The sequence below is a fragment of the Halovulum dunhuangense genome, from assembly GCF_013093415.1.
Lineage (GTDB): Bacteria > Pseudomonadota > Alphaproteobacteria > Rhodobacterales > Rhodobacteraceae > Halovulum > Halovulum dunhuangense.
In genome coordinates this window covers 552,319-575,219 of record NZ_JABFBC010000002.1, presented here as the reverse complement: position 1 = coordinate 575,219, position 22,901 = coordinate 552,319, and the positions used below count along the sequence as shown (strand labels likewise).

The window sequence follows — 22,901 nt, the reverse complement described above, 5'->3', positions numbered from 1 at the left end:
CATGCGGGGGCGGCGCATCGCGGCCGGGCTGGCGATCGGCCTTGCGGTCGGGGGCTTCGCACTCGACCGCTGGATCGACACCGCCGATTTGCCGCCGCTAGAGGCCCCGTTCTCGACGGTGGTGACGGATGCCGAAGGCGCGCCGCTGCGGGTGTTCCTGGCCGCGGATGACCGCTGGCGCCTGCCCGTGGGCGCCGAGCGCGTGGATGCGGGCTTTCTCGTGCAACTGATCGCCTATGAGGACCGGCGCTTCTGGTCGCACCCCGGGGTCGATCCGCTGGCGCTGGCGCGGGCGGCGCTGGACAGCCTGCTGGCTGGGCGGATCGTGTCGGGCGGCTCGACCCTGACGATGCAGGTCGCCCGCCTGATCGATGGGGGCGGCACCGGGCAATGGCGCGGAAAGCTGCGGCAGATCCGGCTGGCGCTGGCGCTGGAGCGGCGCTTGTCCAAGGCCGAGATCCTGCAGATCTACCTGACGCGCGCCCCCTATGGCGGAAATATCGAGGGCGTGCGCGCTGCCTCCATGAGCTGGTTCGGCAAGGACGCGCACCGGCTGTCGCCAGGCGAGGCGGCGCTGCTGGTGGCGCTGCCGCAGGCCCCCGAGGCGCGGCGCCCGGATCGCGCGCCGCTTGTGGCAGAGCGGGCGCGAAACGGTGTTCTGGCCCGCGCTGCGGCGCTGGGCGTTCTCGACCCAACGGTGCTGCCGCATGCGATGGCAGAGCCGGTGCCGCGCAGACGCACCCCGTTTCCCGAACATGCCTGGCACCTGGCGGGGCGGGCCGTGGCGGAGGATCCGGCAGCGCCGGTCCACCGGCTGCCGGTGGATCTCAAGATGCAGATCGGGCTGGAGCATGTGCTGGCCGCTGCTGCCGGCCGGCTGCCGCCCGGTGTTTCGGCGGCGGGTATCGTGATCGACCATCGCAGCGGCCGGCTTGTCGCTCATGCGGGTGCAGCACTGCCGGGTGCGACCGCGCGGGGCGGCTTCATCGACATGAGCCGGGCCGTACGCTCGCCCGGATCGGCGCTGAAGCCTTTTGTCTACGCGTTGGCCTTCGCCGATGGGCGTGCCCATCCCGAAACCCGGCTGGAGGATCGGCCAACGGATTTCGGCGGGTACGCCCCGGTCAATTTCGACGGCGGGTATCGCGGCGCGGTGTCGGCACGCGAGGCGCTGCAACTTTCGCTCAACGTGCCCGCGGTCGCCCTGCTGGACGAGATCGGCCCGGCCCGGCTGACCGCGTTTCTGCGCCGCGCCGGGGCTGTGCCGCGGACGGCTGGCGACGCGGCGCCAGGGCTTGCGGCCGCGCTGGGGGGCCTGGGGCTTTCGCTTGAGGATCTGGCACGGCTTTACGCGGTTCTTGCGCGCGGGGGCGTGGATGGGGGCGGCGACAGGCTGCTGGGGGCCGCCGCGGCCTGGCAGGTATCGGATATCCTGCGGGGCGCGCCTGTGCCCGGGCTCGCCCCTTCCGGGCGCATCGCGTTCAAGACCGGCACCTCTTACGGCTACCGCGACGCCTGGGCAATCGGCCATGACGGTGCGCATGTGGTGGCCATCTGGGCGGGCCGTCCCGACGCTGCCGCGGTGCCGGGACTTTCCGGTTTCGAGACGGCGGCACCCCTGATGTTCGAAGTCTTTGCGCGGATCGAGGGCGGGCTTGTGCCGTTGCCGCCGCCGCCATCTGATGTGCTGCTGGTCAGCCATGCCGAGCTGCCCGCGCCTTTGCGGCAGCTGGGGCCGGTTCGGCGGCCCGCCAAGGCGGACGCGGTGCCGCTTGCGCTGGTCTATCCGCCCGATGGGGCGGTGCTGGTGCTGTCCGGACGGGGCGCTGCCGCCCGGTTGGTCGCCAAGGTACAGGACGGTCGCGCGCCATTCACCTGGATGGTGGACGGCGCTGTCGTTCCCTGGGATCCGATGGCGCGCAGTTTCGTCTGGACGCCCGACGGTCCCGGCCATGTAACCGTGACGGTGCTGGATCGGTTCGGGCATGCCGCACGGGCCGGCGTGGAACTGCGGCTCGACTAGGGTGCCGCAATATAAAAGGCGCCAGGTCAGCCCTTGACCCGGCGCCTATTGCAAGTTCACGCATCGAACGTTTCCGGCCCTTCGGAACCTGGTTCTACACGGAGCAACGCAAATCAATGCTCCCTACGCAACGGTCCAGTAGGGTTGTCCGGCAGATTGCCATAAGGCGATATCCACTGGGTGCGACCCCTTGTTCCTTCTGGATCTGGCATCCAGCCCCCACCTTCCGCCAGGTCCACCGGGTCTGATCCGAGGATCGAGACCCGAGGTCTTCAATTCGTTTGCGAGCCTGAACTCTGATACTACACGGCCAGTATCCACTATCTGGCCTTTGCACTCTCTACTCGGGGTATGGCACACAATACACGTGACCACCCCATCTGGTGTGTCGGCCAATCGCAGGGTGCTCCCCCAAGCGACGCTGCCATGATGACCAACAACCTGCACCAGACGCGATCAGTATAGCCGGCGCCGCTGCGGGCGCCAGAATGTGCAAATTTGCAGCGGGTATTGATTGCCCAATTCAGAGCTTTAATATTTTATTATGGATGATTTTCTGGAAGCCGGAATGTATAGGTTGGAATAGCTGGCTTCAAGATTTCCAAAAAAATTCATAAATAAAAAAGATATTTTTGAATTTTTCGGTTTTACCTTCTGTTACCCTTTTGTTACCGGCCCGATTGATGGCCGTTTTCAAAAAGAATTGATCCCATTAAAACTATTGCGCCATCAGATGCTCTACAGAGCAGAAGCTGCGTTCCCAATCTTCGACGCAGATGTCGCGATCCGCGTCCGACACGGCTGTGGCGCGGAAGATCGCGGCACGGAATTCGGGTGCCGTGCTGCAATTTTGCAGCGGATGCGCAGCGATGACCACCTTCACCGGGCGTTCATGGCCCCTCGTGTCGCGCAATGTGGCGCGCAGCGACGAATCAAACCTGGGCCCCACGAGGTAGATGTCGCGCTGCGTGATGCTTCTGAAAACATGTTCGAAATCGCGGTTCTCGAAACAGGATCCCCGCGGGTGGTCGAACACCCTGTCGGTAACCCTCGGGCGGCATTCGGGCAGCCAGACGCCCCCCGCGCGCCTGTCCCGCTCCGGCTTCATGGCGCGGCTGAACGCAAGCGGCATCTGCAGTCGCCGCGCCACGGACACGCACCTCGTGATCGTATCGTGATCCGCCGCGTCGAGCGGCGTGTCACCATCGACGCTGCGCCATGCGCCGAACACAACGACCAGAGGCATGGTCCGCTGAAACACCCCCTGAGAGGGGCGGATGATGATGCTCAATCACTCCTCCTATTCGGCGGCCATCGCATAGGCTGTGTCGGTCTTGGTGCGGTCGACAGACTTCTCCAGGATGCCCGGGCGATCCCAGTCTCCCTCGGGGCGGATCAGGGCATAGGGGCAGGAGCGCAGCGTGATCGCGTTCTCCGGCAGGTCCCCGTCAAGCACCATCTCGGTGTAGGAGTAGTCGGAGAAGACCAGCGATCGGGCATCCTCGTCCACACGGAACCCGAACAGTCGGTAAAGCGGGATCAGCTCGTCCCGGGCATGGCCGATGATCCGGGAAAAGCCCTTGCGGTGGGCATGCTCGATCCCGAAGCGGATCATCTTGAAGGCGATCCGGGTCTTGCGGAACCGGGGCCGTACGGCCACGCGCTCCATCTTGGCGAAGCCGCCGAACCAGCGCAGCCGCAGGCAGGCGACAGGCTCGCCATCGACCCAGCCGATCAGGTGGGTTGCGCAGAAGTCGTTGCCGTCGAACTCCTCCTCGTAGGGGCAGTCCTGTTCCGCCATGTACACGGCAGCGCGGATCGAGGTGACGCGCATCATGTCCTCGATCGTCTTGACCGTGGTCACCTTGAGCACGGGGCGGCGTTTCTGGCCGTTTTCGTTCGCGCCGTCCCTGTTGAAGTGAATCTGGCCGTCGGGCATGGGAAGGTCTCCGTTATGAGTTTGAGGGCCCTTACAGGGAGTACCCGGTAATCTCGAACAGACCGCGCCGGGCGAGCCGCTCGTACTTGAACAATTGTGGGGTGCGCGGGTCTTCGACCCGGTGGAACCCCAGGGATTTCATGATCCGGCGCCCCGCAGGCGTGGAGCCGTTGCCATACAGATCGAGGTGCCGGTAATCGGGGCTGCTCAGCCGTTCGGCCATGAGCGGGATGGCCGCCGCGGCGATGCCGGGCGCGTAGACGCCCCAATGGTAGATCGCCGCCACCGGATCGCCCGTCGCCGCCACATGGCTGAGGCGCGGGTCGGGGGCGTCGAAATCCCCGATCAGCAGGGCGGCATGCCCCTCGGGCGAAAGCATGACCATAGCGTAAAGGCCGATCAGGGCACCGTCGCGCCGGTGGCGGATCGCCCAGATGTTGTCGTGATGCCGCCGCCGGATGTCCTGGCAGGTCGCAAGACTGGCCACCTGCTGCATGAATGACGCAGCTACCTGTGGATAAATCTGCGCGAGTTCCTCGGCGCTCGCCCGCGCGACGCTGACCCGTCGCGCCGCGAGCGTCGGGTCGAGGGCGTCAAATTCCTTCGTGTAGTGCTTCATGTCACTGTTTCACTCGCCTAATTCAGGCAAGCACATGCGGAGGTGCCACCAGAAACTCACTTTTAAGTGGAAAAGGTACCTGCCCGCTGGCATCTTGGCAGGGCATAGAATCGACAGCGGCCTGATGCGCATATGCAGCGGGGATCCATGAAAAAGGCAGTTGCTGACCCGTCCTGGGACGATCTGAAGGTTTTCCTGGCCTGCGCCAGGTCGCTCAGCTTTCGTGCCGCGGCGAAGAATCTCGGGCTGACTTCCTCCACGGTTGTCCGGCGAATCAGTGCGCTCGAGGCAGAGCTGGGGTTTCAGCTGTTCGACAGGCTGCCCAACGGGGTGCAACTGACGCGCGAAGGCGCCCGGCTGGTCTCCAGTGCGAACCAGATCGAGCAGGGCGCCTTTGACTTCCGGCGCCGTATCGAAACCTTCGAGTCGAACAAGCGCGGGATCGTGCGCATCTCCTCGACCGAGGGTATCGGCACCTACTGGCTGATGCCGCGGCTGATCGACTTCCAGCGGGGCAACCCGATGATGGTGATCGATCTGCGCGCCTCCGAGACGGTGGTGGACGTCTCCCGGATGGAGGCGGATGTCGCGATCCAGTTCGAAGAGCCGACCAACCCGCATGTGATGCGCCGCAGGCTCTGCTCGCTGCATATCTATCCCTTCGCCTCGCAGCGCTATCTCGAAGTGTATGGCACGCCCCAGAGTCGGGCGGACATGCTGGACCACCGGTTGGTGGACCAGGTGGGGCCGCAACTCGACCAGGGTGCCTGGCCCCGTTACCTGGGGATCGAGGATGTCGAGGGGGTGGTCGGAATCCGCACCAATTCCTCTGCCGGACACTTCTCGGCCGTCCATGGCGGGGCCGGCATCGGCGGCCTGCCGACCTACAGCGCGGCCCTGTTCAACGATCTCGTGCCAATCGATATCGGCATTCACCACCGTATCGATATCTGGATGACCTATCACCCGGATGCGCGCAGGACGCCGCGTGTGGCGACAATGATAGACTGGCTCATCGGCGCGTTCGATGCCGCGAAATACCCATGGTTCCGTGACGAATTCATACATCCAAGCGCCTTCAAGGATTTCGACAGTCGGCACTGGCAGGACAAGCCGGGTCGCTTCAGCTTTTCGACGGACTACCTCCGCGACATCGGCTGAGGCCGCCAAATGATCGGCGGCGAGCAGGGACGGCCCGGCCGGGCCGTGCCCCTTATCCTTGCGGGTTGCACCGCGATCAGCGTGCTGTCCACCGATCTTATCACGCCCAGCATCCCGGACCTGCCGGAAGCCTTCGGCACCAGCATATCGCTTGCGCAGATGACGGTGGGGGTCAATCTTGCCGCCTACGCGCTTGCACAGCTTGTGCATGGGCCGGTTGCCGATGCCATCGGGCGGCGGATGCTTCTGGTACTGGCCTTTGTCGTCTTTGCAGGGTTTTCGGTGTTCTGCGCCCTGGCCCCGAACATCGAGACGCTTCTTGCCGGGCGCTTCCTGCAGGGGCTCGCCTCCAGCGTGCCGTCGGTGGTCATCATCCTCATCATTCGAGAGTTGTACGACCCCCAGAAGGCGCTGAAGGTCATGGCGCTCTACGGCGCGACGTTGGGAGTCGCACCGGCGGCAGGGCCGCTGATCGGCGGCTACCTGCATGTCTGGTTCGGCTGGTCGGCCGGCTTCTGGCTGATCGCGGCGCTGGCGCTGGGCGTCGGGTTGCTGGTCTGGCTGGTCGTACCCGAAAGCCTGGCCCAGCGCAGGCCCTTCCGTCCCGGGGCATCCGTCTCGGCATACGGGGCGTTGTTGAAGTCGCCGGGATACATGGGCGCGGCGCTGGGCGTGTCCCTGATGTTCGGTGCGTTCTATGCGTATATCACCACGGCGCCCGTCGTCTTCATCGAGATCATGGGCCTGCCGACAGAGCGCTACGGCCTGACGCACCTGGCGATCATCGCGGCCTTCATCCTGGGCAATATCCTTGCCTCGCGCGCCAGCGCGAACAGGGATGCCTGCGCGCTGTTGCGACTTGCGGCGTTGGGAATGGTCATGGCGATGGTCGTTCTCGTCGTGCCGATCGCCGTTGGTCTTCTGTCGATCCCGCTCGTGCTCGGGGCGATGGCGCTTTACGGCATCTGCCTCGCGCTGGTGCTGGCCGCCGGACCGCTGGTCGTGCTGAACGCGGCGGGCGATGCACCGCAGGGTCCGGCATCGGCCCTGCTCGGGTCGCTGCAACTGTCGGCGGCGGCGCTTGCGGGCGCGCTTTCGGCGCATTTCTACGACCACACCGCCCTGCCGATGACGCTGGTCATGGCAGGGCTGGTCGCTACCGGGTCGGTGCTGGTCTGGCGCTCTTGCGCCGGGGCTGTCAGCCGCGCTGCTCGGGTATCAGGCCCCGCGGACTGAAGCGCAGCACCAGCAGCAGGATAAGGCCCATGAGAAACAGCCGCAGATGCGGGGCGGCATCCAGAAGATGCGCGGCGATCGGCGAGTCGGCTGGCATCCGGGCGGTGATCGTGTCCATCAGCCACAGGCCCGCCGGTTCCGCCTGGATCCACAGGAACCAGATCACGAAGGCGCCGAGTATGGCGCCGGTGTTGTTGCCGGAGCCGCCGACGATCACCATCACCCAGATCAGGAAGGTGTAGCGCAGCGGGTTGTATGTGCCCGGCGTGAACTGACCGTCGAGCGTGGTCAGCATGGCCCCGGCGATACCCACGACGGCCGAGCCCAGGACGAACACCTGAAGATGGCGCCTGGTCACGTTCTTGCCCATGGCGGCGGCCGCGTCGCGATTGTCGCGAATGGCACGCATCATCCTGCCCCAGGGCGAATGAAGCGCCCGCTGCGAAAGCATGTATACAAGGATCAGCACGGCCGTGAACAGCAGCGCGTAGAGCCCCTTGACGTATATGCCGGAAAACTCGGCCACCGGGATGCCCAGGCCTGTGGCAAGGTCCGCGAACCAGGGCTGCCGTTGCAGCTCGATCTCGTAGGGGACCGGGCGCGGCAGCCCGGTCACGTTCTTCACGCCGCGGGTGAGCCAGTCCTCGTTCTTGATCACCGCGATCAGGATCTCGGAAATGCCGAGCGTCGCGATGGCCAGGTAGTCGGACCGCAGCCCGAGAGAGATCTTGCCGACGATCCAGGCGACCCCCGCCGCCAGCAGGCCGCCGACGCCCCAGGCCAGCACGATGGGCAGGCCAAGTCCACCCAGGTATCCGGTCGCGGCCGGGTCCACCGCCTCGATCGCGCCGACCGCCGGATCGTAAAGCGCGCGGCTGATCCAGTAGCCCGCCACGACGGCAAGGAACAGGCCGAGCTTGCGCGCATTTCCCGACAGCTTGCGGTAGATCAGGACGCAGGCAGCCACGGTCGCGGCCACCGCGAGACCCGCCAGCAGGACGCCGCTGCCCCCCGCGCGCCACGCCTCTGCGACCGGCGGCATCGAAACGAGGACCGCAGCGACGCCGCCAAGGGCCGCGAAGCCCATGATCCCGACGTTGAAAAGCCCCGCATAGCCCCACTGGATGTTCACGCCTAGCGCCATGATCGCGGAGATCAGTTGCAGGTTCAGGATCGCGAGCGCGACGTTCCAGCTCTGGAACAGGCCCACGGCGACCAGCGCGGCGCCCATGCCGCCGAAGAGAAGGAAGTTCTTCATATGATCCGCCCCTTGAAGATGCCGGTTGGCCGGATCAGCAGCACCAGCACGAGGATCACGAAGGAGACCGCGAACTTGTAGTCGGTCGACAGAAGCTGGGCGAGCCCCTCCGGCGCCCAGCTCTCTGGCACCAGGTATCCCACGAACCGCTTGTAGGCATAGGTCACCGTCACCTCGGAAAAGGCGATGACGAAGCCGCCGGCGATGGCGCCCAGCGGATTGCCGATGCCGCCCACGATGGCGGCAGCGAAGATGGGCAACAGCAGCTGGAAGTAGGTGAAGGCCTTGAAGCTCTTGTCGAGGCCATAGAGCGTTCCGGCCGCTGTCGCCAGTGCTGCCGCGATCACCCAGGTCCAGAACACCACGCGGTCCGGGTTGATGCCGGAAAGAAGGGCCAGATCCTCGTTGTCGGAATAGGCGCGCATCGCCTTGCCCATGCGGGTGCGGTTGAGAAACCAGAACAGCGCGACCATCACGGCAAATGCCACGACGATGGTGATGCCCTGGGTGCTGCGCAGGGCCAGCCCCTCGTTCAGGCCGCTCCATGCCTCGAAGTCCCGGGCGCGGATGATGAAGCGTTCGCCATCGTCGAAACGGACGTCGTCGGGCCCGATCACGAGGCGCACGATGCCGTTGATCATGAACATGACGCCGACGCTGGCGATCACGAACACGACCGGCGCCGCACGCTGCTTGCGGTAGAACCGATAGACGCTGCGGTCGAACGCAAGGCTCAGCACCACCGCGCCGAGGATCCCGAAGGGCAGGGCCAGCAGCGCCGTTGGCAGCGGTCCCGCGCTGATGCCGATACCCTGCATGGCCCATGTCACCAGGATCGTGCACATCGCGCCAAAGGCCATCAGGTCGCCATGGGCGAAGTTCGAGAAGCGCAGCACGGCATAGATCAGCGTCACGCCCAGCGCCCCCAGCGCCAGCTGGGCGCCATAGGCAAGGCCGGGGATCAGCACGAAATTCGACAACAGGACGAAGGCGTTCAGCACGTCATGCATGGCTCAGCCTCCCAGGAAACTGCGGCGGACTTCCGGGTCCGCCAGAAGCGCGGCGCCGGTGTCGGTGAAGCGGTTCGCGCCCTGCACGAGCACGAAGCCCTTGTCGGCGATGTTCAGCGCCTGCTTGGCGTTCTGTTCCACCATCAGGATGGCGATGCCGGTGCGGGCCACCTCGAGGATGCGGTCGAACAGCTCGTCCATGACGATGGGCGACACGCCCGCCGTGGGTTCGTCCAGCATCAGCACCGAGGGTTTCGTCATCAGGGCCCGGCCCACGGCGACCTGCTGGCGCTGGCCGCCCGACAGCTCGCCCGCGGGCTGCGCCGCCTTCTCGCGCAGGATCGGGAACAGGTCGAACACCTGCTCCATCGTGTCGGTGAAATCGTCCTGGCGCAGATAGGCCCCCATCTCGAGGTTCTCGCGCACGGTCATCGAGGTGAACACGTTGCTCGTCTGTGGCACGAAACCCATGCCGGCCGCGACGCGCGCCTGCGGCGAGAGGCCGGTGATGTCCTGCCCGTCCAGCGTCACGCGCCCCTCGCGCAGCGGCAGCATGCCGAACACCGCCTTCATCGCGGTCGACTTGCCGGCGCCGTTCGGCCCCACGATCACCGCTATCTCGCCCTTGTCGACCGAGATCGTGCAGCCGTGCAGGATATCGGCCCCGCCATAGCCGCCTGTCATGTTCTCGCCGATCAGAAAGGGCATCGCGCGTCTCCTGTCGCGGCGCGCGCAAGGCGGCGCTTCGCGTCCCGGGCCTGACCCGGGACCGCCCGCGCGCAGCCGGCTGCGGGGCCCCGGGTCAGGCCCGGGGCGCGTCGGCACGCCCTTGTCGCCGTCATGCCCGCACCGCGGGCTTGTTCTTGAGCCCGGTGCCGAGATAGGCCTCGATCACCTGCTCGTTGGCCTTCACCTCTTCGGCGGTGCCTTCGGCCAGCACCGTGCCCTCGGCCATCACGATGACCGGGTCGCAAAGGCGGCCGATGAAGTCCATGTCATGTTCGATCATGCAGAAAGTGTAGCCCCGTTCCCGGTTCAGCCGCAGGATCGCGTCGCCGATCGTGTTCAGAAGGGTGCGGTTCACGCCTGCGCCCACCTCGTCGAGGAACACGATCTTCGCGTCCACCATCATGGTGCGGCCAAGTTCCAGCAGCTTCTTCTGGCCGCCCGACAGGTTGCCCGCCAGTTCGTCCGCGACATGGCCGATTTCCAGGAAATCGATCACCTCGTCCGCCTTGCGGCGCACGTCGCGCTCCTGCGCGGCGACCGCGCCGCGGCGGAACCAGGCGTCCCAGATCCGCTCTCCCGCCTGGCCGGCGGGAACCGTCATCAGGTTCTCGCGCACCGTGAGGGTCGAGAATTCATGCGCGATCTGGAATGTCCGCAGAAGCCCCTTGCCGAACAGCTCGTGCGGCGGCAGGCCTGTGATCTCCTCGCCATCCAGGTAGACATGCCCGGATGTGGGCCTGTAATGCCCGGCCACGACGTTGAAGAGCGTGGTCTTGCCCGCCCCGTTCGGGCCGATCAGCCCGGTGATGGAGCCCTTTGCAATCTCGAGGCTGGCGCCGTTCACGGCGCGGATGCCCCCGAAATGCATGTGAAGGTTTTCGACACGGATCATGGCGCCGGGGTATCCCGAAAACGGATGGACTTTTCAATGGAAAAAGGCCCGGGGCGAAATCGCGTCGCCCCGGGCCGATCGTTTCGTCGCTATGCGATCAGCGGAAGGTCACCGTCTCGAACGCACCATCCTTCACCTCGTACTCGCGATAGGTGCCGGCGGCTTCGCCCGGGCCGATGAGTTCCACGTTGGTGGCGCCGACATAGTCGATGTCGCCACCGCCGGCGAGGATCTCCAGCGCCTTGTCCAGTTCGCCCGGCAGGATCGGCTCGCCGGGGGCGTTCGCGACATCGAGCAGGTTGGCCGCAACCGCCTCGCGGGTGGCCTCGCCGCCCTTGGCCATCGCCAGCGCGATCAGCGCGCCCGCGTCATAGCTTTCGCGGGTGTAGGTGCTGTCGGGGTCCAGGCCCGAGGCCTGCGCCAGCGCGGCAAAGGCTTCCGCGCCGTCGCCCTGGCTCCAGGGGGCGGTGCCGAAGGTGCCGTCCAGATCCGGGCCGATCGCGTCGATCAGGCTCTGGCCGAACATGCCGTCGCCCAGCACGAAGGTGTCGAAGGCGCCGGTGTCCACCGAGGTGCGGATGATGCCGACCCCGCCCTGGTCCACATAGCCCAGCACGACGAGAACGTCGCCGCCGGCCGCGGCCAGTGCGCCGACCTCGGCCGAGTAGTCGCCCTTGCCATCCTCGTGCGCGGCGTTGATCGTGACGGTGCCGCCCGCTGCGGTGAAGGCCGCGGCGAAGCTGTCGGAAAGGCCCTTGCCGTAGTCATTGTTGGTGTAGGTCACGGCCACTTCGCTGATGTCGCGGTCGGCCAGGATGTTGGCCAGAACCTCGCCCTGGCGCGCGTCCGAGGGGGCGGTGCGGAAGAAGAGGCCGTTATCCTCGATCGTGGACAGCGCCGGCGAGGTGGCCGAGGGCGACACCATCACGACACCGTTCGGGATCGCCACGTTGCTTGCGATGGCGGTGGTCACGCCCGAGCAGTCGGCGCCCATGATCGCCACCACGTTCTCGGCACTCACCAGGCGCTCGGCCGCGGCGGTCGCGGCTGCGGCGTCGATGCAGGTGCTGTCGGCGCGCACAGGCTCGATCACGGCGCCATCGAGGAACAGGCCGCTGTCCGAGATTTCCTTGAACGCGAGTTCGGCGCTGGCGCCCATGCTGGGCGTGATCGACTCGAGCGGACCGGTGAAGCCGAGGATGACGCCGACCTTGACGGCGTGGGCGTCGGCCAGGGCGCTGGTGCCAAGACCCGCGATGGCCGCGGTGGCGAGCAGAAACTTCTTCATGAATTCCTCCTAGACGTTTGATCCGGGGGGCGGTTGGCCTGCGCCCGGATTCGACCGCTCGACCATAGCCGCTCGGCTGTTTCGCGCAAGGGTGATCGGATCGCCGTCTACCGCCCGCGGCGCGCGGCAAGGACCAGCAGCGCGACACCGGCGGCGCAGGGCAGAAGCGTGCCTGCCCTGAGCCCCGCGATTTCCGCCATGGCCCCAAGGAACAGAGCCCCCAGCGCCGATCCGCCGACCCCGGTCATCACCCACAGGCTCATCACTCGGCCGCGGTAGTCGTCGGGTAGCGCTGGTTGCAGCGCCGCCTGCATGGATATCCCCATCACCGTCGCCGTTCCGCCCAGAAGCCCGGTCGCGGCCACCGTCAGCGGCCAGCTCTGGCTGATCGCCAGAACGCCGCAAAGCCCGATGCTTGCGAAGGACGCGACCAGGCCCGCGGGCGGCACCTCTCCGGGTCGGGGCACCGGCAGCATCAGCACCATCAGCGCGGCGCCAAGCGCACCTATCCCCGCGGCAGACGTCAGAAGCCCAAGCCCCGCGGGGCCGCGCGCGAAGATGCCGTCGGCGATCAGGGGCAGCAGTTCCAGCATCCCGCGCCCGATCACCGCCGCGATCAGCGTGACCAGCAGGATCGCCCGGATCCGCCCCGTCCGCCAGGCGAAGCGGAACCCGCTGGCCAGCCCGCGCAGCAGCGTCGTCTCGGGCGGGGACGACAGGCTCAGGTCGCGGGTGCGCAGGAACGGCAGCACGATCTGGTAGGGCAGCAGGCAGGCGGCGGTCACCCACATCGCCGTGCCGATCCCGAAATTGGCGATCAGGAAGCCGCCGATTGCCGGCCCGACGCTGCGCGCGAGGTTGAAGTTGATCGACGCGAGGTTCGCGACCGAGCCTACCGCCGAGACCGGCACCAGCAGCGGCGCAAGGCTCATGCGGATCGGATGATGCGCCGACGTGACGATGCCGATGGCAAGCGCGAATCCGGCCAGCGCCGTCTGGCCAAGCGCGCCTGCCCAGTGCGTCAGGGCCAGAAGGACCGCAAGCGCGAACATCGCCGCCTGGCTGATGGTCGCCGCCCGTCTGACCGGCGAGCGATCCACGAGGGCGCCGAAAACCGGCCCGCTGACCAGGGTTGGCGCAAAGCCCAGAAAGGCGATCCAGCCGACGAAGCTGGCCGAAGCGGACAGATCCCAGGCCAGCCACGCGATCGTGATGCGCTGGATCCAGGTCGCCTGCAACGCAAAGGCATTCCCCATCAGGTAAAGACGAAAGGCCGGCGACCGGATGGCTGCCAGACTGCCGTTGACTTTCAAGGAGTTGCCGCTGCCTTCCGGATCCTGCTGGCCATTCGGGCCAGTCGTCTCTCCGCTATGCGTTCCGCTCATAACCGCTTTTCCACGCGATGCGTTGTAACCCCGCGATCAGTTCGTATGTTGCGGTGCACAAGGATGGAAACCCGGGCTATGCCCACAACCGGAGAGGACCACGACATGACGCATGTAGCATATGCGCCGTCTGAGAACAGCCTCACGGGGAGGATGACTGCGACGTTCAACGCCCTGCTGAAGCGGGCGAAGCGTCATGCCGCATACCGGCGGAACCTGGCGCAGCTGAACGCACTGAACGACGCGACGCTGCGTGACCTGGGACTTGAGCGGAGCGCGCTGGACGTGCTGGCCCGCAAGGCCGCCTTCGAGAAATGAAATGACCTGTTCCGCATGACGCGGACGGAAGGATGGATGAAATGGCGAATATCAACGAAACCCTGACCCACACCGAAACCCTGGGCGAGCGCGCCTCCGGCATCTTTGCCGCACTCGTGCGCCGCGCCGCCGACTGGCGCGAGTTCCGTCGCACCTTTGACGAGCTGTCGCAGCTGAGCGACCGCGACCTGAGCGACCTGGGCATTGCCCGTTGCGAGATCGCCCGTATCGCGCGCGAAAGCGTCTACGGCCGCTGATCCGCGGAACCAGATCGAGGGACAACAAGAAACCCGGCAGGTGCATACCTGCCGGGTTTTTCATTTCCGCGCCATCCGGTGCCTAGAAGGGGATCGAGTCCTCGGCGCTCAGGTAGCTCGCGACGACCTTCTTGGTGCCGGCCTTCTCGAAATCGACGGTAAGCTTGTCGCCCTCGATCCCGACCACCGCGCCATAGCCGAATTTCTGGTGGAACACCCGCTCGCCGATCTCGAAGGCGGACACGGCCTCGGCGTCGATCACCATGTTGCGCGCCTCGCGCGGCTGCGCCATGCCGCGCGGCTGCTGGGCGCGGGTCTGCATCCGTTTCCAGCCCGGCGAGTTGTAGACATCCGCCCGCGTGGCCCGCTCCTCGAGATCCGAGCCGCGCATGATCCCCGGGATCGCCTCGGCCGCCGGCGCCGCCGCGCCGAAGCCCCCGCCGTAAAGCCCGGGCGGGGTAAGCACCTCGACATGCTGGGGCGGCAATTCGTCGATGAAGCGCGAGGGCAGCGAGGACTGCCATTGGTTGTAGACGCGGCGATTGGCGGCGAAGCTGATCGTGCAGTGCCGCTCGGCCCGGGTGATGCCGACATAGGCAAGCCTGCGCTCTTCCTCGAGGCCCTTGAGCCCGTTCTCGTCCATCGAGCGCTGCGAGGGGAACAGCCCGTCCTCCCATCCGGGCAGGAAGACCACGGGAAACTCGAGGCCCTTGGCCCCGTGCAGGGTCATGATCGACACCTTGGGGGTGCCTTCCTCCTGCTCGTTCTCCATCACCAGGCTGACATGCTCGAGGAAACCCTGCAGGTTCTCGAACTCGTCCAGCGCCTTGACCAGTTCCTTGAGGTTCTCCAGCCGGCCCGGTGCCTCGGTCGATTTGTCGTTCTTCCAGAATTCCGTGTAGCCGCTTTCGTCGAGGATCACCTCGGCCAGCTCGACATGGTTCAGCTCGCCCTGCTGCAACAGCGCGCTCCAGCGGTCGAAACTGTCGATCAGCGCGCGCAATTCGCCCGCCGCCTTGCCGCGCAGCCCGTCCTCGGCCAGCAGGATGCGCGAGGCTTCCAGCAGCGACACGCCGTTCAGCCGCGCGACCTGGTTGATCGCCGCCTGCGCCTTGTCGCCGATCCCGCGCTTGGGGACATTGACGATCCGCTCGAACGCGAGCCCGTCATCGGGGCTGACCACGACGCGGAAATAGGCCATGGCGTCGCGGATCTCCATCCGCTCGTAGAAGCGCGGGCCGCCGATCACCCGATAGGGCATGCCGATGGTCAGGAACCGGTCCTCGAAGGCGCGCATCTGGAAGGACGCGCGCACCAGGATCGCCATGTCGTCCAGCGGATAGGGGGCGAGCCCCCGTGTGCCACGCTGATAGGCCTCGATCTCCCCGCCGATCCAGCGCGCCTCTTCCTCGCCGTCCCAGTGACCGATCAAGCGCACCTTCTCGCCCTCGGCCGCATCGGTCCACAGCGTCTTGCCCAGCCGGTCCTCGTTCGCGGCGATCACGCCCGAGGCGGCGGCCAGGATATGCGGGGTGGAGCGGTAGTTCTGTTCCAGCCGCACCACCGTGGCGCCCGGGAAATCCTTCTCGAAGCGCAGGATGTTGCCCACCTCGGCGCCGCGCCAGCCATAGATCGACTGGTCGTCGTCGCCCACGCAACAGATGTTCTTGTGCCCCCCGGCCAGCAGCCGCAGCCACAGGTACTGGGCGATGTTGGTGTCCTGGTACTCGTCCACCAGGATGTAGCGGAACCAGCGCTGGTACTTTTCCAGCACGTCCGGGTTTTCCTGGAATATGCGCACGACGTGCAGCAGCAGGTCGCCGAAATCGACCGCGTTCAGGATGCGCAGCCGTTCCTGGTACTGCTCGTAGAATTCGGTGCCGCGGTTGTTGTAGGCCCCGGCCTCGGAGGCGGGCACCTTGTCGGGGGTCCAGGCGCGGTTCTTCCAGCGGTCGATCAGCCCCGCCAGCATCCGGGCAGGCCAGCGCTTGTCGTCGATATCCTCGGCACGGATCAGCTGTTTCAGCAGGCGGATCTGGTCGTCCGTATCGAGAATGGTGAAATTCGCCTTCAGGTCCACCAGCTCGGCGTGGCGGCGCAACAGCTTGACGCAGATCGAGTGGAAGGTGCCGAGCCAGGGCATCCCCTCGATCCGGCCGCCGACCAGCTGGCCGATCCGGTCCTTCATCTCGCGCGCGGCCTTGTTGGTGAAGGTGACGGCGAGAATCTCGTTCGGCTGCGCGCGGCCGGTGTTCAGCAGATGGGCGATGCGCGCGGTCAATGCCCGCGTCTTGCCGGTGCCCGCGCCGGCCAGAACAAGTACCGGCCCGTCGATCGTCTCGACCGCGGCGCGCTGGTCCGGGTTCAGCCCGTCGAGATAGGGCGTGGGGCGCGCCGGCATGGCCCGCTGCGACAGGCTGCGCCGTTCCCATCCGTCGAATGCCGACGATTCATCCATTTCCCAATCGCTCATGGCATCCAGATGTAGCGCCCCGGCGCGCCGATGGAAAGTGTGTTCGCTGGATGTTCCTGTCGCGCAGTCCGCGCCGGGCGGTCATACTCTGCCCCGAGGCAATGGCAGGACGGGGCGGGCGGCGCATGACGGAACAGGCGGAAAGCGGGCTGCGGAACAGCGTGCTGGTCCTGATGGCGCATCCGGTGCAGCGGCGCTCGCGGGTGATTGCCCGCATGGCAAAGGTTGCCGAGTGGGTGCCGGGGGTCACGCTGGTCGATCTCTATGCCGAGTATCCGGATTTCGACATCGACATCGCGCGCGAGCAGGATCGGCTGCGGTCCCATGACGCGGTGATCTTCCTGCATCCGCTTTATTGGTATTCGACGCCGTCGATCCTGAAGGAGTGGCAGGACCTGGTGCTGGAATACGGCTTTGCCTATGGCCAGGGCGGCACCGCGCTGGAGGGAAAGCTGTTCTTTTCCGCCTGCAGCACCGCCGCCCCGGAGAGCGCCTACGGACCGGAGGGCTACAACCGTTTCACCCTGCGCGACCTGATGGCGCCCCTGCAACAGACGGCGCGGCTGTGCGGCATGACCTGGCTGCCGCCCTTCGTGCTGCACGGCGCCCGTTCGGCCGGAGAGGAGGGCCGGTTGCAGGCCCATGTCGACGCCTGGGAGACCCTGCTGGCGGCGATCGTGGCCGGACGGCTTGACGTTGCTGTGGCCACCGGGGCCGACCGGCTCATCCCGCCGACGCATCCCCTCGGCGCGGAGGGCTGAGGCATGGAGAGCGTACTTGCGCAGAGCTTCATCTACCTTCTGGCGGCGGTCGTCGCGGTTCCCCTTGCCAACCGGCTGGGGCTGGGGTCGGTCCTTGGCTACCTGATCGCCGGCGTGGTGATCGGGCCGATCCTGGGGCTGGTGGGGGCCGAGACGCAGGATCTTCAGCATTTCGCCGAATTCGGCGTCGTGATGATGCTGTTCCTGATCGGGCTGGAGATGGAGCCGCGCGTGCTCTGGGCGATGCGGCTTCGGCTGCTGGGGCTGGGCGGGCTCCAGATCGCGCTCAGCACCGCGCTGATCGCGCTGGTGGCGATGGCGCTGGGGCAGGCCTGGACGGTGGCGCTTGCGATCGGGCTGACCTTTGCCCTGTCCTCGACCGCCATCGTCATGCAGACGCTGCGCGAAAAGGGGCTGATCCGCACCGATGGCGGTAGGGCCAGCTTTTCGGTCCTGTTGGCCCAGGATATCGCGGTGATCCCGATGCTCGCGCTGATCCCGCTGCTGGCCGCGCCGGAACTGATGGGCGCGGACTGGGGCGGCGTGAGTGACATCCGTTTCGCCGCAAGCACGGGCGGCAGCCTGCTCGAGGGGCAGCCGGGCTGGGTCGTCACGCTGGCGCTTCTCGCCTCGGTCGGGGCCATCGTCGGCGGTGGGCATTTCCTGACGCGGCCGATGTTCCGCTTTCTCAGCCATGCCCGCCTGCCGGAAATATTCACCGCAGCGGCGCTTCTGCTGGTCGTCGCCATCGCGCTGCTGATGACCGTCGTGGGACTTTCCCCGGCGCTCGGCACCTTCCTTGCCGGGGTGGTGCTGGCCAACAGCGAGTATCGCCACGAACTCGAAGCCGACATCGAACCCTTCAAGGGGCTGCTGCTGGGGCTCTTTTTCATCACCGTCGGCGCCGGGATCGATTTCCAGATCCTCGCCGGCAGCTTCGTTCAGGTGGTCGGCCTGACGCTCGGGCTGATGCTGGCGAAATTCATGGTGCTCTTCGCCCTCGCCAAGGTCTTCGGCCTGCGCGGGGCGGCCGCCTGGCTTTTCGCGCTCGCGCTCTCGCAGGCCGGGGAATTCGGCTTCGTGCTGCTCAGCTTCACCACGCAGAACGACGTGATCCCCGTCGCGCTTGGCCAGACGCTGCAGTTGATCGTCGCGCTGTCGATGTTGCTGACGCCGCTTCTGTTCATACTCTACGATCGGGTGATCGCGGCGCGGGTCGATACCGAGGCGCTGCCCGATGACGACATCGACGAGGCCGGGCCGGTGATCATCGCGGGGCTTGGCCGGTTCGGGCAGGTGGTCAACCGGATGCTTCTGTCGCACGGGCACAAGACGGTCGTCCTGGACTACCATAACGGCGTGATCGAGGGGCTCCGGCGGTTCGGGGTCAAGGCATTCTTCGGCGATCCCTCGCGCCCTGATCTGCTGCTTGCCGCCGGGATCCGTGACGCCCGCGTTCTGGTGATCGCGATGGACGATACCGACAAGGCCGTGCACATGGTCGAATATGTCAGCCGCGAGCACCCCCATGTGCATATCGTCGCCCGTGCGCGCGACCGCGAGCATGTCTATCGGCTTTATGCGGCCGGGGCGCGCGACATCGTGCGCGAGACCTTTGACAGTTCGGTGCGCGCGGGGCGCTATACCCTTCGGGCGCTTGGTCTTCATCCCTACGAGGCCGAGCGCGCGGCGCGCGCCTATGTCCGGCAGGATCGCGCGGACCTGGCTGAGCTGGCGCAGCTCTGGGATCCCGATGTCCCCGTCTTCGAGAACGAGGCCTATGCCGCCCGGGCGCGCGAGATCAACCGCCGGGTGAACGCCGCGATGATGGGAGAGGGCCTTGCGGCAAGGGACGGGTGGGACCGCGCCTGGGCGCCGCCGCCCCAGGGTGGCACGGTCGCGCGCGATCCCGCCGCTGCGACGGAGACCGACCCTGACGGGGATGGTCCCGGCTAAGACGGTTGCCCTTGCGTCAGAATGCGGTATCTAGGCGCCCGAGGCCCTGACAGACGCGATCCGGATGAAGATGGCCGGATTGCTTGGTTGTTTGCTGCGCTGCGGGATTGTAGCGTCGCGCTGCAATACCCCGGCAGGAGGGCCGCCCATGACATCCTTCAACAAGATCCTGATCGCGAACCGCGGCGAGATAGCCATTCGCGTCATGCGCGCGGCGAACGAGATGGGCAAGCGCACCGTCGCCGTCTATGCCGAAGAGGACAAGCTGGGGCTGCACCGCTTCAAGGCCGACGAGGCCTATCGCATCGGCGAGGGGCTTGGTCCGGTGGCGGCCTATCTCTCGATCCCCGAGATCATTCGCGTGGCGAAGATGTCCGGCGCCGACGCGATCCATCCCGGCTATGGCCTTCTGTCCGAGAACCCCGAGCTTGTGGATGCCTGCACCGAAGCGGGCATCGCCTTTATCGGGCCGCGGGCCGAGACGATGCGCAAGCTGGGCGACAAGGCCTCCGCGCGACGGGTCGCCATCGAGGCGGGCGTGCCGGTGATCCCCGCCACGGAAGTGCTGCCCGACGACATGAACGAGGTGCGGCGCATGGCCGCCGAGATCGGCTATCCCTTCATGCTCAAGGCCAGCTGGGGTGGCGGCGGGCGTGGCATGCGCCCGGTGATGAGCGACAAGGAACTGGAGGAAAAGGTCCTCGAAGGCCGCCGCGAGGCCGAGAACGCCTTTGGCAACGGCGAGGGCTACCTGGAGAAGATGATCCTCCGCGCCCGCCACGTCGAGGTGCAGATCCTGGGCGACCAGTATGGCGGCATGTACCACCTGTGGGAGCGCGACTGTTCCGTGCAGCGGCGCAACCAGAAGGTCGTCGAACGCGCCCCCGCCCCCTATCTGAACCAGGAGAGCCGCGAGGAACTGTGCGCTCTGGGCCGCAAGATCTGCGCCCATGTCGGCTATCACTGCGCCGGCACCGTAGAGTTCCTGATGGATATGGACACGGGCAACTTCTACTTCATCGAGGTGAACCCCCGCGTGCAGGTCGAGCATACCGTGACCGAGGAAGTCACCGGCATCGACATCGTGCGCGCCCAGATCCTGCTGGCCGAGGGCAAGACGATCCAGGAGGCCACCGGAAAGGAGCGGCAGGAGGACATCACCCTCAACGGCCATGCCATCCAGTGCCGCATCACCACCGAGGATCCGCAGAACAACTTCATCCCGGATTACGGCCGGATCACCGCCTATCGGGGCGCGACCGGCATGGGCATCCGGCTTGACGGCGGGACCGCCTATTCGGGGGCGGTCATCACCCGCTATTACGACTCGCTGCTGGAAAAGGTGACCGCCTGGGCGCCGACGCCCGAGACGGCCATCGCGCGCATGGACCGTGCGCTGAGGGAGTTCCGGATCCGCGGCGTGTCGACCAACATCGCCTTTGTCGAGAACCTGCTGAAGCACCCGACCTTCCTGAACAACACCTACACGACGAAGTTCATCGACACGACGCCCGAGCTGTTCCATTTCGACGAGCGGCGCGATCGGGCGACCAAGATCCTGACCTATATCGCGGACATCACCGTGAACGGCCACCCCGAGACCGAGGGCCGCGAGCGCCCGGTTCGCGCCGATGCGCTGCCCCCCGTGCCGCCCCTGCGCGCCGATGCGCCGCCGCCCGGAACGAAGACGCTGCTGGACGAGAACGGACCCGCGGCGGTGGCCGAATGGCTGCTGGGGCAGGAGCGGGTGCTGCTGACCGACACGACCATGCGCGACGGCCACCAGAGCCTGCTGGCCACCCGGATGCGCAGCTACGACATGGTGCGCATCGCCGATGCCTATGCCCATAACCTGCCCGGCCTGTTCTCGGTCGAGTGCTGGGGTGGCGCCACCTTCGACGTGGCCTATCGCTTCCTGCAGGAATGCCCCTGGCAGCGGCTGCGCGACCTGCGCGCGCGGATGCCCAACCTGCTGACGCAGATGCTGCTGCGCGGGGCGAACGGCGTCGGCTACACCAACTATCCCGACAACGTGGTCGTGAAGTTCGTGGAACAGGCGGCCGCCTCGGGGGTAGACGTGTTCCGCGTGTTCGACAGCCTCAACTGGGTGGAGAACATGCGCGTCGCCATGGACGCGGTGCTGTCCACCGGTCGCATCTGCGAGGGGACGATCTGCTATACCGGCGACATCCTCGACCCGGCCCGGTCCAAGTACGACCTGAAATACTACGTCTCGATGGGGAAGGAGTTGCGCGACGCGGGCGCGCATATCCTCGGCCTCAAGGACATGGCCGGGCTACTGAAGCCTGCCTCGGCCACGGTGCTGGTCCGGGCGCTGAAGGAAGAAGTCGGGCTGCCCATCCATTTCCATACCCATGACACCTCGGGGCTGAGCGGTGCCACGGTGCTGGCCGCCTGCGAGGCGGGGGCCGATGTGGTCGATGCCGCGATGGATGCCTTTTCCGGCGGCACGTCCCAGCCCTGCCTCGGTTCGATCGTCGAGTCGCTGCGCCACACGCCGCGCGACACCATGCTGGACCCCGCCGCCATCCGCGAGGTTTCGGATTACTGGGGCGGGGTGCGCAAGCAGTACGCCGCCTTCGAAAGCGGGCTGATGGCCCCCGCGTCCGAGGTCTATCTGCACGAGATGCCCGGCGGGCAGTTCACCAACCTGAAAGCGCAGGCGCGCAGCCTGGGGCTCGAGGAGAAATGGCCGCAGGTCGCGCGCACCTATGCCGATGTGAACCGGATGTTCGGCGATATCGTGAAGGTGACGCCGTCGTCGAAGGTGGTGGGCGACATGGCGCTGATGATGGTCAGCCAGGGCCTGACCCGGTCGGATGTCGAGAATCCCGACCGCGACGTTGCCTTCCCCGACTCGGTCGTGGACATGATGCGCGGCCAGCTTGGACAGCCGCCGGGCGGCTGGCCTGCCGGCATCCAGAAGAAGGTGCTGAAGGGCGAGACGCCGGAAACCGGTCGTCCCGGTGCGCACATGGCGCCCATAGACCTTGAGGAGAAGCGCAGGGAAATCTCGGACAAGTTCGACGGGGTGGAGATCGACGACGAGGATCTCTGCGGCTACCTGATGTATCCCAAGGTCTTCACCGACTACATGGAGCGGCACGCGGTCTATGGCCCCGTGCGCACCCTGCCGACCCCGGTCTATTTCTACGGGATGGAGCCGGGGCAGGAGATCTCGGTCGAGATCGATCCGGGCAAGACGCTGGAGATCCGCTTCCAGACCGCCGGCGAGACCAACGAGGAGGGGCAGGTCCGCGTCTTCTTCGAGTTGAACGGCCAGCCGCGCACGATCCGGGTGCCCAACCGCAAGGTTGCCGCCAGCAGCGCGGCGCGGCCCAAGGCGCAGGCGGGCAACAACGCCCATCTGGGTGCGCCGATGCCTGGCGTCGTTGCCACTGTCGCGGCGCAGCCGGGACAGAAGGTGTCCGAGGGGACGCTCCTGCTGACCATCGAGGCGATGAAGATGGAAACCGGCATCTATGCCGACCGCGACGCGGTGGTGAAGGCCGTCCATGTCACGCCCGGCGCGCAGATCGATGCAAAGGACCTGCTGGTGGAATTCGAGGCCTGAG

Annotated in this window: 18 protein-coding genes; 8 read left to right on the top strand and 10 right to left on the bottom strand. The window is 66.5% G+C overall.

What is annotated here, in order from left to right; translation table 11 throughout:
• The first annotated feature begins 1 nt into the window (after window position 1).
• On the top strand, window positions 2-2,023 hold the full coding sequence (gene pbpC, locus HMH01_RS13460) for a penicillin-binding protein 1C (protein ID WP_171326286.1): 2,022 nt from the start codon (window positions 2-4) through the stop codon (window positions 2,021-2,023).
• 718 nt (window positions 2,024-2,741) lie between these two features.
• Here pbpC and HMH01_RS13455 read toward each other — a convergent pair.
• The 3 genes from HMH01_RS13455 to HMH01_RS13445 are packed head-to-tail and all read right to left on the bottom strand — an operon-like array spanning window position 2,742 to window position 4,581.
• Window positions 2,742-3,314 carry an isochorismatase family protein gene (locus HMH01_RS13455; RefSeq protein WP_171326285.1) on the bottom strand — a complete coding sequence of 191 codons (573 nt, stop codon included), beginning with the start codon at window positions 3,312-3,314 and terminating at the stop codon, window positions 2,742-2,744.
• Window positions 3,315-3,323: 9 nt separating this feature from the next.
• Entirely contained in the window at window positions 3,324-3,962 is a 639-nt protein-coding gene (locus HMH01_RS13450) for a GNAT family N-acetyltransferase (RefSeq protein WP_171326284.1), read from the bottom strand.
• Window positions 3,963-3,993: 31 nt separating this feature from the next.
• On the bottom strand, window positions 3,994-4,581 hold the full coding sequence (locus HMH01_RS13445; RefSeq protein ID WP_171326283.1) for a hypothetical protein: 588 nt from the start codon (window positions 4,579-4,581) through the stop codon (window positions 3,994-3,996).
• A 147-nt stretch (window positions 4,582-4,728) separates the two neighbouring features.
• On the opposite strand from HMH01_RS13445, the gene HMH01_RS13440 reads away from it, so the two are divergent.
• Window positions 4,729-5,742, top strand: a complete 1,014-nt coding sequence (locus HMH01_RS13440; protein WP_171326282.1) for a LysR family transcriptional regulator — start codon at window positions 4,729-4,731, stop codon at window positions 5,740-5,742.
• 45 nt (window positions 5,743-5,787) lie between these two features.
• A complete protein-coding gene (locus HMH01_RS13435) occupies window positions 5,788-6,978 on the top strand; it encodes a Bcr/CflA family efflux MFS transporter (RefSeq protein WP_171326281.1) in 1,191 nt (396 codons plus the stop codon).
• Here HMH01_RS13435 and HMH01_RS13430 read toward each other — a convergent pair.
• The 6 genes from HMH01_RS13430 to HMH01_RS13405 form a co-directional block, all read right to left on the bottom strand.
• Window positions 6,941-8,236 carry a branched-chain amino acid ABC transporter permease gene (locus HMH01_RS13430; RefSeq protein WP_171326280.1) on the bottom strand — a complete coding sequence of 432 codons (1,296 nt, stop codon included), beginning with the start codon at window positions 8,234-8,236 and terminating at the stop codon, window positions 6,941-6,943. The two genes, HMH01_RS13435 and HMH01_RS13430, sit on opposite strands and share 38 nt — an antisense overlap.
• Entirely contained in the window at window positions 8,233-9,246 is a 1,014-nt protein-coding gene (locus tag HMH01_RS13425; RefSeq protein ID WP_171326279.1) for a branched-chain amino acid ABC transporter permease, read from the bottom strand. Before HMH01_RS13425 ends, HMH01_RS13430 begins: the two co-directional genes overlap by 4 nt.
• 3 nt (window positions 9,247-9,249) lie before the next feature.
• Window positions 9,250-9,954: an ABC transporter ATP-binding protein gene (locus HMH01_RS13420; protein WP_171326278.1), complete on the bottom strand. Its 705-nt coding sequence runs from the start codon at window positions 9,952-9,954 to the stop codon at window positions 9,250-9,252.
• Window positions 9,955-10,084: 130 nt separating this feature from the next.
• Window positions 10,085-10,867: an ABC transporter ATP-binding protein gene (locus tag HMH01_RS13415; RefSeq protein WP_171326277.1), complete on the bottom strand. Its 783-nt coding sequence runs from the start codon at window positions 10,865-10,867 to the stop codon at window positions 10,085-10,087.
• A gap of 97 nt (window positions 10,868-10,964) precedes the next feature.
• Entirely contained in the window at window positions 10,965-12,155 is a 1,191-nt protein-coding gene (locus HMH01_RS13410) for an ABC transporter substrate-binding protein (protein WP_171326276.1), read from the bottom strand.
• A 107-nt stretch (window positions 12,156-12,262) separates the two neighbouring features.
• On the bottom strand, window positions 12,263-13,540 hold the full coding sequence (locus tag HMH01_RS13405) for an MFS transporter (RefSeq protein ID WP_171326275.1): 1,278 nt from the start codon (window positions 13,538-13,540) through the stop codon (window positions 12,263-12,265).
• A 153-nt stretch (window positions 13,541-13,693) separates the two neighbouring features.
• Here HMH01_RS13405 and HMH01_RS13400 point away from each other — a divergent pair, with 153 nt between their 5' ends.
• Both HMH01_RS13400 and HMH01_RS13395 read left to right on the top strand, forming a co-directional pair.
• Window positions 13,694-13,858 (top strand): YjiS-like domain-containing protein, encoded by a 165-nt coding sequence (locus tag HMH01_RS13400; protein ID WP_171326274.1) that lies wholly within the window; start codon window positions 13,694-13,696, stop codon window positions 13,856-13,858.
• 41 nt (window positions 13,859-13,899) lie between these two features.
• On the top strand, window positions 13,900-14,115 hold the full coding sequence (locus HMH01_RS13395) for a DUF1127 domain-containing protein (RefSeq protein WP_171326273.1): 216 nt from the start codon (window positions 13,900-13,902) through the stop codon (window positions 14,113-14,115).
• Between the two features lie 82 nt (window positions 14,116-14,197).
• On the opposite strand, the gene HMH01_RS13390 is transcribed toward HMH01_RS13395, so the two are convergent.
• Window positions 14,198-16,573 carry an ATP-dependent helicase gene (locus HMH01_RS13390; protein ID WP_425483612.1) on the bottom strand — a complete coding sequence of 792 codons (2,376 nt, stop codon included), beginning with the start codon at window positions 16,571-16,573 and terminating at the stop codon, window positions 14,198-14,200.
• Between the two features lie 140 nt (window positions 16,574-16,713).
• Between HMH01_RS13390 and HMH01_RS13385 the strand changes: the two genes are divergently transcribed.
• The 3 genes from HMH01_RS13385 (at window position 16,714) to HMH01_RS13375 (ending at window position 22,900) form a co-directional block, all read left to right on the top strand.
• Window positions 16,714-17,349, top strand: a complete 636-nt coding sequence (locus HMH01_RS13385) for an NAD(P)H-dependent oxidoreductase (RefSeq protein ID WP_171326271.1) — start codon at window positions 16,714-16,716, stop codon at window positions 17,347-17,349.
• Window positions 17,350-17,352: 3 nt separating this feature from the next.
• Window positions 17,353-19,305, top strand: coding sequence for a monovalent cation:proton antiporter-2 (CPA2) family protein (locus tag HMH01_RS13380; RefSeq protein ID WP_171326270.1), 1,953 nt, complete (start codon window positions 17,353-17,355; stop codon window positions 19,303-19,305).
• Between the two features lie 148 nt (window positions 19,306-19,453).
• Window positions 19,454-22,900: a pyruvate carboxylase gene (locus HMH01_RS13375; RefSeq protein WP_171326269.1), complete on the top strand. Its 3,447-nt coding sequence runs from the start codon at window positions 19,454-19,456 to the stop codon at window positions 22,898-22,900.
• Window position 22,901: the final 1 nt, after the last annotated feature.

Excerpts from the sequence above, each read along its gene's own strand:
- pbpC (WP_171326286.1), top strand. The coding sequence starts at position 2 with ATGCGGGGGCGGCGCATCGCGGCCGGGCTGGCGATCGGCCTTGCGGTC.
- HMH01_RS13450 (WP_171326284.1), bottom strand. The coding sequence starts at position 3,962 with ATGCCCGACGGCCAGATTCACTTCAACAGGGACGGCGCGAACGAAAAC.
- HMH01_RS13445 (WP_171326283.1), bottom strand. The coding sequence starts at position 4,581 with ATGAAGCACTACACGAAGGAATTTGACGCCCTCGACCCGACGCTCGCG.
- HMH01_RS13440 (WP_171326282.1), top strand. The coding sequence starts at position 4,729 with ATGAAAAAGGCAGTTGCTGACCCGTCCTGGGACGATCTGAAGGTTTTC.
- HMH01_RS13430 (WP_171326280.1), bottom strand. The coding sequence starts at position 8,236 with ATGAAGAACTTCCTTCTCTTCGGCGGCATGGGCGCCGCGCTGGTCGCC.
- HMH01_RS13425 (WP_171326279.1), bottom strand. The coding sequence starts at position 9,246 with ATGCATGACGTGCTGAACGCCTTCGTCCTGTTGTCGAATTTCGTGCTG.
- HMH01_RS13420 (WP_171326278.1), bottom strand. The coding sequence starts at position 9,954 with ATGCCCTTTCTGATCGGCGAGAACATGACAGGCGGCTATGGCGGGGCC.
- HMH01_RS13415 (WP_171326277.1), bottom strand. The coding sequence starts at position 10,867 with ATGATCCGTGTCGAAAACCTTCACATGCATTTCGGGGGCATCCGCGCC.
- HMH01_RS13410 (WP_171326276.1), bottom strand. The coding sequence starts at position 12,155 with ATGAAGAAGTTTCTGCTCGCCACCGCGGCCATCGCGGGTCTTGGCACC.
- HMH01_RS13405 (WP_171326275.1), bottom strand. The coding sequence starts at position 13,540 with ATGAGCGGAACGCATAGCGGAGAGACGACTGGCCCGAATGGCCAGCAG.
- HMH01_RS13400 (WP_171326274.1), top strand. The coding sequence starts at position 13,694 with ATGACTGCGACGTTCAACGCCCTGCTGAAGCGGGCGAAGCGTCATGCC.
- HMH01_RS13395 (WP_171326273.1), top strand. The coding sequence starts at position 13,900 with ATGGCGAATATCAACGAAACCCTGACCCACACCGAAACCCTGGGCGAG.
- HMH01_RS13390 (WP_425483612.1), bottom strand. The coding sequence starts at position 16,573 with ATGGATGAATCGTCGGCATTCGACGGATGGGAACGGCGCAGCCTGTCG.
- HMH01_RS13385 (WP_171326271.1), top strand. The coding sequence starts at position 16,714 with ATGACGGAACAGGCGGAAAGCGGGCTGCGGAACAGCGTGCTGGTCCTG.
- HMH01_RS13380 (WP_171326270.1), top strand. The coding sequence starts at position 17,353 with ATGGAGAGCGTACTTGCGCAGAGCTTCATCTACCTTCTGGCGGCGGTC.
- HMH01_RS13375 (WP_171326269.1), top strand. The coding sequence starts at position 19,454 with ATGACATCCTTCAACAAGATCCTGATCGCGAACCGCGGCGAGATAGCC.